Origin of the sequence: Cobetia sp. SIMBA_158 (genome assembly GCF_046566945.1) — a bacterium.
Classification (GTDB): Bacteria; Pseudomonadota; Gammaproteobacteria; order Pseudomonadales; family Halomonadaceae; genus Cobetia; species Cobetia amphilecti.
Genome location: NZ_JAWJYL010000481.1, coordinates 1 through 265, shown reverse-complemented (window position 1 = coordinate 265; position 265 = coordinate 1). Strand labels below are relative to the sequence as shown.

At 64.2% G+C, this 265-nt stretch carries 1 protein-coding gene; it reads right to left on the bottom strand.

Annotated elements, in window-relative coordinates:
* A partial coding sequence (locus tag R2R70_RS20755; RefSeq protein ID WP_410979015.1) for a cobalamin-dependent protein occupies positions 1 to 265 on the bottom strand: 265 nt, incomplete at both ends.

Sequence of the window (265 nt, the reverse complement as noted above, 5' to 3'; positions counted from 1 at the left end):
GCGCTGCATTTCCGACGCGACGTAGGCCATTTCCTCGAGGCTCGGCGTGATGAGCCCCGACAGCCCGATGATGTCCGCGCCCTCGACCTTCGCCTTCGCGAGGATCTCGTTGCACGGGACCATCACGCCCATGTTGACCACTTCGAAGTTGTTGCACTGGAGCACGACCGACACGATGTTCTTGCCGATGTCGTGCACGTCGCCCTTCACGGTCGCGATGACGATCTTGCCCTTCGCGCGCACGTCGCCGCCCGCTTCCGCGAGC